This is a genomic window from Erwinia sp. B116, from assembly GCF_002865965.1.
GTDB lineage: Bacteria > Pseudomonadota > Gammaproteobacteria > Enterobacterales > Enterobacteriaceae > Erwinia.
Genome location: NZ_JRZZ01000033.1, coordinates 37,763 through 43,197, shown reverse-complemented (window position 1 = coordinate 43,197; position 5,435 = coordinate 37,763). Strand labels below are relative to the sequence as shown.

4 protein-coding genes and 1 pseudogene are annotated in these 5,435 nt (G+C 55.5%); 1 reads left to right on the top strand and 4 read right to left on the bottom strand.

Annotated elements, in window-relative coordinates:
* The 3 genes from NV64_RS18165 to NV64_RS18155 form a co-directional block, all read right to left on the bottom strand.
* Positions 1-1,234, bottom strand: a 1,234-nt coding sequence (locus tag NV64_RS18165; RefSeq protein WP_101506483.1) for an HlyD family secretion protein, incomplete at its 3' end; no start/stop codon positions are given.
* A gap of 5 nt (positions 1,235-1,239) precedes the next feature.
* Positions 1,240-2,571, bottom strand: coding sequence for a TolC family outer membrane protein (locus tag NV64_RS18160; protein ID WP_101506477.1), 1,332 nt, complete (start codon positions 2,569-2,571; stop codon positions 1,240-1,242).
* A 74-nt stretch (positions 2,572-2,645) separates the two neighbouring features.
* Positions 2,646-3,290 (bottom strand): response regulator transcription factor, encoded by a 645-nt coding sequence (locus tag NV64_RS18155; RefSeq protein WP_056233549.1) that lies wholly within the window; start codon positions 3,288-3,290, stop codon positions 2,646-2,648.
* A gap of 610 nt (positions 3,291-3,900) precedes the next feature.
* Here NV64_RS18155 and NV64_RS18150 point away from each other — a divergent pair.
* A complete protein-coding gene (locus NV64_RS18150; protein ID WP_056233547.1) occupies positions 3,901-4,518 on the top strand; it encodes a trimeric intracellular cation channel family protein in 618 nt (205 codons plus the stop codon).
* Between the two features lie 76 nt (positions 4,519-4,594).
* Here NV64_RS18150 and ligB read toward each other — a convergent pair.
* Positions 4,595-5,435: pseudogene (gene ligB / locus NV64_RS18145) on the bottom strand (ATP-dependent DNA ligase); the annotation flags it as partial.

Genomic DNA, 5,435 nt, shown 5'->3' with positions numbered 1-5,435 from the left:
CAAACAGCGGCTCCAGCACCCACTCAATCAGGCGACGGTGCTCGATCAGGAAATCGGCTTCGACCGCCATACCCGAACGCAGAGGTTCGCTTTTACCGTAGGCGATGATCTGCTGATGATTCAGTGCCACCCGCACCCGGTACTGCTGTTCGTTGACCTTGTTATTGCCGGTAATGCCGGCGATTTCCTGCGGCGTTAGCGCAGTACGCGAGACTTCCAGAACGCGACCATACTGTTGGCCAAATTTTTGATAGGGGAATGCCTGATAACGCAGCACTACCGTCTGGCCTGGGCGGATAAAGCCGATAGCGCGGCTGCTGACCAGCATACGTGCTTCCAGCGGGCTGTTTTCCGGCAGCAGCGAGATCAGCGACTGCCCGGCAGTCACCACCTGGCCAACGTGGCTTAACACCGTCCCGACCGTGCCATCCTGGGGTGCCCGTAGCACCACCGAACGACGCGACTCATTTTCCGCCAGCGACTGCCTGACGCCAGCCAGACGCACCTCCAGTTCATGCTGCTGGTTAGCGGCGGTCATCGGCTGTTCGCCAATCTGCTGTGCCAGCTGTGCCAGCTGCTGCTGCTGCTCCAGCCTCTGACGCTGCAGCTCCTGTACGGCGCTGCCGGCATCCAGCAGCGTGGTTTCCTGCTGATCCACCTGCGTACCGGAGGCATAGCCCTCGCGGTTCATGCGGCGCAGTTTATCCAGCTGGCGCTGTGCCAGCCTGACCTGCTCCAGCCGTTTGGCAATCAGCTGCGACATCTGCGCGATCTGCGCCTGTAAAATGGTCTGGCGTGCCAGCAGCCCCCTCAGCGTTTCGGCGCTCAGCGCGGCGGTTTCGCGCTGCTCATTCTCAAGCCTGGCGCTCTGCAGCTGCAGCTGGGTAATCACCGTGTCCCAGGTCGCGCCCTGTGAAGTCGCCAGTTCGGAGGCGATCTCGATCAGCGGCTGGCCACGACGGATGCGGTCGCCCTCCTTAACCGCAATGCGGGTGACGGTTCCGGCGCTCTGTGGCACCAGGGTGGTCACCCCTTTCACCGGCAGCAGCTCGCCGCTGGCATTTTCTCGTTTGGTATAGCTACCGAAGATAAAGAACAGGGTGATGGTAAGGGTGATAAAGGCAATGACGCTGACCACCAGCCAGCGCCACGGCGGTGAGTACACCGCAACGGTTCCAATGGTTTTCGAAGCGTTATTGCCGGTCGCTTCCGGTCTGAATAGCGGCTCTTCCATGAGGGTTACTTCCTGTCAGAGGACGAAATCTGAGTGGGGTGGCAGCTGAACTGCTGCAGCATGGGGTCGTCAAGTGTGCCCTGCAGAGCCAGCAGCTGAATACCGGCGCTGAGGTACTTATAGCGGGATTCCGCCTCGTTCTGCATGGCGTCGTAATATTTCTGCTCGGCGTTAAGTTCATCAATGGTGGTACGCAGACCGAGTTCACGACCATACCGGGTGGACTTCACCTTGCTGTTGGCGGAGAGCGCCGCTTTCTGGCGCGCTTTCAGCAGCGCGCGGCCGTTAGTGATATTCAGCCAGGCGGTGCGCGTCTGTTGATTAACCTGCCGCCGGGTATTTTCCAGTGCATACTTTGCCTGATTGAGGCGATTCAACGTTTCGCGGGACGCAGAAAGTTGCCCGCCGCCGGCAAACAGCAGCAGCGAGACGTTGACTCCGACCAGCGTATTTTTAGTTTTTGAGGTGGTACCAAAAATATTATCCAGCACGTTTTCATCCTCACCACGGCTCCAGTTGCCGCCATAGCTGGCCTGCAGGTTAACCACCGGCAGGTGGGCGGCAGTAGCGCTGACCACGTTACTGCGCGCCTGAGCGACCTGGGTGCTGGCTTTTCTGATTTCAGCGTTATTGCGCTGTGCCAGCAGCAGCGCTTGTTGCATGTTCTCCTGCTGCGTGAGGCGATAACACTGGCTGGATACCGGCTCAATGCCATCAGCGATTAAACCGGTCAGCCGGGTGTAAGCGGTACCGGCAATCTCCAGATCGTTACGCGCGGCAATCTCCTTCGCCTGCGCGTCATCATAGTTCGCCTGGGCTTCATCGACTTCCGTGCGCGTTCCCTCACCCAGTCTGAGTGCGGCCCGCGCCTGCTCACGCTGCTGGCCATATACGCGGATGGCAGAAACCGCTACCTCAAGCACCTCCCGCTGGTACACCACCCTGAAGAAAGCGTCTGACACGTCGCGAATTAACGTCTGCTGCGCAACGATAAATTCTGCATCGGCCAGATCGGACATGGCGCTGCCACGCTGAAATGCGGCAAATTTTGCCAGGTCAAACAGCGGCTGGTTGAGATTAACACTGTAGTTATGCCGTTTAACGGCCGCTGCATATTTTACATGAGGCTGGTCCTGTTTGGCATAACCTCCTTCCAGATTAATCGATGGCAACAGACCAGCAATCCCCTGGTCAAAGGCTTCATTGCCCGCTTTTTTTTCCTCTAACGCTGCACTAAATCCGGCATCGTAGCGACGTGCAGCATTTACCGCTTCTAAAAGCGTGGTTGCCTGCAACAACGAGGGGAAAAAAAACACAAGTACTAATACTCTTTTCATTTAATCCCTTAAATCCAGTCAATCCTTGTTTATTTAATGGAAGTCTGTTTTCCAAAAAATGAGGAGCTTTGGTATCAAATTAATCCCTGCGCATAGGCGTACCGAATCAACTCTATATTGGTGGAAACGCCTAAGCGGCGCATTGCGTTATACTTCTGTGTCGAGATGGTGCTGATGGTTCTGTTCTGCCGATGGGCAATTTCTGCCAGCGAATACCCGGATGAGAATAAGCGTACCACTTCCAGTTCTTTCGGCGTCAGGGTGTTACCCCGTTCGTTACCTTTTGCCAGCGGGGCTTTAAGATGGCTCAGCGATGAGGAAAAGTAACAGTCCTGCTGACTGACCACATGATGGCAGGCCAGCACCGTTTCCTCCACCGCATCTGATTTACTGACAATCGCCCTGATACCGTAGTCGCAGGCCTTTCTTAAAATTGCCACATTCTTTTGTGACGTCAGCAGGACGATGTGCGTATCCGGATAGCGGGCCGCCAGCGCGCGCAGTTTGGTGAAGCCATCGATGGTGGAACGATCTGAACCCAACGAAAAATCGGTAATAACAATATCGGTGGTTTTCACCGCCAGAACGGACAGCAAGTCCTTACCACATGCAGCTTCATTGGTAATAAGAAAACGGTCACTGGTTGAAAAAAGCATTTTTAAGGAATGCATGATATGTGGATGATCGTCAGAAACGGTTACCGTGTATCTGCTGTACATAACGCCTCCTGCCTGAGAATATCATTTAGGCCGTTCACATTGGTGACTGGAAAAGAGGTTGTATGACCCTACCTTCCCGATCGCGAAAGTTCCTTCCCTGCCATTTAAGAATTAACTTAGTTTTAGAGATGCTGTTTAAAAAGCAAATGAAATATACCCCACACCAGCACCATTAGTAACAAAACAAACCCTCTGCTACGCACAAATAATCAAAACATCAGTCTCAAAATTTTAAAATAAATTAATATTCAAAGGTGTCATTCTATTTTCTGACCTGATTTCTGCTCTCTGCTCATTTTTACCGTATGCCAACGGAATAAAGTGATAGCCGTCTCATATTCAGTACGCCCGCCTTCGCAGATTGTGGCCAGTACCGGGCCAGTCAACCATCCTTTTTTTAATAACTTTATCCGCTAACTAACTCAAGCAGAATCGATCGGGGCAATATCTTCATAATACTAAAAATCAATGTATTACGATTAACATAGCCGTAAAAATAAACAAACAAACCATCAAAAAAACTAATCCCAAGAGGCTATACTGAGAAAATTTCAGTCGCTGCCCGTGCCATTACACCGTAGTCTTGCGGCCTCTAAATCTGGAGTTGATTATGTTACTCACCGTACTCTACATCATCGGCATCACCGCTGAAGCGATGACCGGGGCGCTGGCCGCTGGCCGCCGTAAGATGGATCTGTTTGGCGTGATTATCATTGCATCGGTGACCGCGATTGGCGGCGGTTCGGTTCGCGATATGCTACTCGGACATTATCCACTTGGCTGGGTCAAACACCCGGAGTACATCCTGATTGTGGCGGCGGCGGCGGTAATCACCACCTTCGTGGCACCGCTGATGCCCCATCTGCGCAAGGTCTTTCTGGTGCTGGATGCGTTGGGGCTGGCGGTGTTTTCCATTCTGGGGGCGCAGGTCGCGCTGGATATGGGTCATGCGGGAATTATCGCTGCGATCAGTGCAGTGGTGACCGGAGTATTCGGCGGCGTGTTGCGTGATATGTTTTGCAACCGCATTCCGCTGGTGTTTCAAAAAGAGCTGTATGCCGGTATCGCGTTTGCCTCCGGCTGGCTGTACATCCTGCTGCAGAAAACGGAGCTGAATATGGAAACGGTGATCGTTATTACCCTGCTGTTTGCCTTTATCGCCCGCCTGCTGGCGCTGCGTTTTCGGCTGGGTCTTCCGGTGTTCAACTACGAGCACGGCGATCACTAGACGCTACGCCCCGCTAATACGATGCGGCTGGCCGGAATACTCCGTCATCGTTTACAGCAGGGGCCCCTTACCACCATCAGGGCCATACGTTGAGCTGTTGCAGCCTGCCGATCAGTTGCTGTACGGTTTGATGCTGTAAAAACTGCCTGATGCGCCGGGCGCTTACCGCCCCGGTGCCCGGTAACTGCTGCCACTCCTGTTCGCTGCGCGCCAACAGCTGCTGCCAGCCATTGTCGGTTAAGGTACGCAGCGCAGCTTCGGGAATCGGTACGCCCAGCGCCCTCACCCAGCGTTTAAACGGGCGCTGCTGGCTGAGACGGAACTGCTGCCAGAACAGCTCACCGCGCTGCGGCCCGATCCCCGGCATCGCCCGCAGCTGCCCGGCTGACAGGGTCAACCACGAGAACAGATCGCTTACTCCACCGGCTTCAATCAACTGCTGCCAGCTGGCACGCCCGATGCCGGCCATATGTAACGCTGCGCTACCGCTCAGCCACTCCAGCCGCGCCAGCAGCTGCTGACGGCAGCCGCTGTCGTCGTGAAAACAACGCAGATTACTGGAAGCAGGGGGTGGCTGCGGATAGTCACGCTGGCTAACCCGCCATATCACCTCGTTCAGACGGGGGATTCCCTGCCCGGCCAGGCTGAGGCTGACCCGATCGCCCGGCAGCACATCCCGCTGCCGCCAGCGTGCCACCGACCCGAGGCTGACCCGGCTGACGCGTTTGTCATCCAGCTGCACCGGCTGCAGATCCAGTACCACGCTAATCTGCCCGGTGCGCCCGGTGTTGAAGCGTACCGCCTGCACTTCGCTGCTGCTCTCCGGCGGCGGGTATTTCCACGCCACCGCCCAGTTACCATCGTTGGGCATCCAGTGGCTGCCACGCGGGGTGGGCAGGCTGTGCACCACCACCCCA

Excerpts from the sequence above, each read along its gene's own strand:
- NV64_RS18160 (WP_101506477.1), bottom strand. The coding sequence starts at position 2,571 with ATGAAAAGAGTATTAGTACTTGTGTTTTTTTTCCCCTCGTTGTTGCAG.
- NV64_RS18155 (WP_056233549.1), bottom strand. The coding sequence starts at position 3,290 with ATGTACAGCAGATACACGGTAACCGTTTCTGACGATCATCCACATATC.
- NV64_RS18150 (WP_056233547.1), top strand. The coding sequence starts at position 3,901 with ATGTTACTCACCGTACTCTACATCATCGGCATCACCGCTGAAGCGATG.